This is a genomic window from Methylobacterium sp. E-005 (assembly GCF_022829725.1).
In the GTDB taxonomy this organism is placed as follows: domain Bacteria; phylum Pseudomonadota; class Alphaproteobacteria; order Rhizobiales; family Beijerinckiaceae; genus Methylobacterium.
On the sequence record NZ_JAKSYG010000039.1, the window covers coordinates 1 to 518 of the forward strand.

A 518-nucleotide genomic window follows, 5' to 3' on the forward strand; every position below is an offset into this window, starting at 1 on the left:
TCGACGATGCCGGCCTGGATCATGTCGACATACTCTTCGGTCTGGGCGTTGAAGCCGAAGGTCTCCGAGGAGGTGTTGTCGGTGATCTTGCCGACCACGATCGAACCCTCGACGCCCGCGTTCTGGGCGATCTGGCGGATCGGGGCCTCAAGGGCCTTCAGGACGATCTTGATGCCGGCCTGGACGTCCGGAATGTCGGACTTCAGCTCGGCGACCGCCTTCTTGGCGCGCAGCAGCGCGGTGCCGCCACCGGGGACGATGCCTTCCTCGACCGCCGCGCGGGTGGCGTTGAGGGCGTCGTCGACGCGGTCCTTCTTCTCCTTCACCTCGACCTCGGTCGCGCCGCCGACGCGGATCACCGCGACGCCGCCCGCGAGCTTGGCCAGACGCTCCTGCAGCTTCTCACGGTCGTAGTCCGAGGTGGTCTCCTCGATCTGCGCCTTGATCTGCGAGATGCGGCCCTCGATGTCGGACTTCTCGCCGACGCCGTCGATGATCGTGGTGTTCTCCTTCTCGAT

Annotated in this window: 1 protein-coding gene; it reads right to left on the bottom strand. The window is 66.0% G+C overall.

What is annotated here, in order from left to right:
• Positions 1–518: TCP-1/cpn60 chaperonin family protein (locus MKK88_RS03510; protein ID WP_279602059.1), on the bottom strand; the 518-nt coding region annotated here is incomplete at both ends.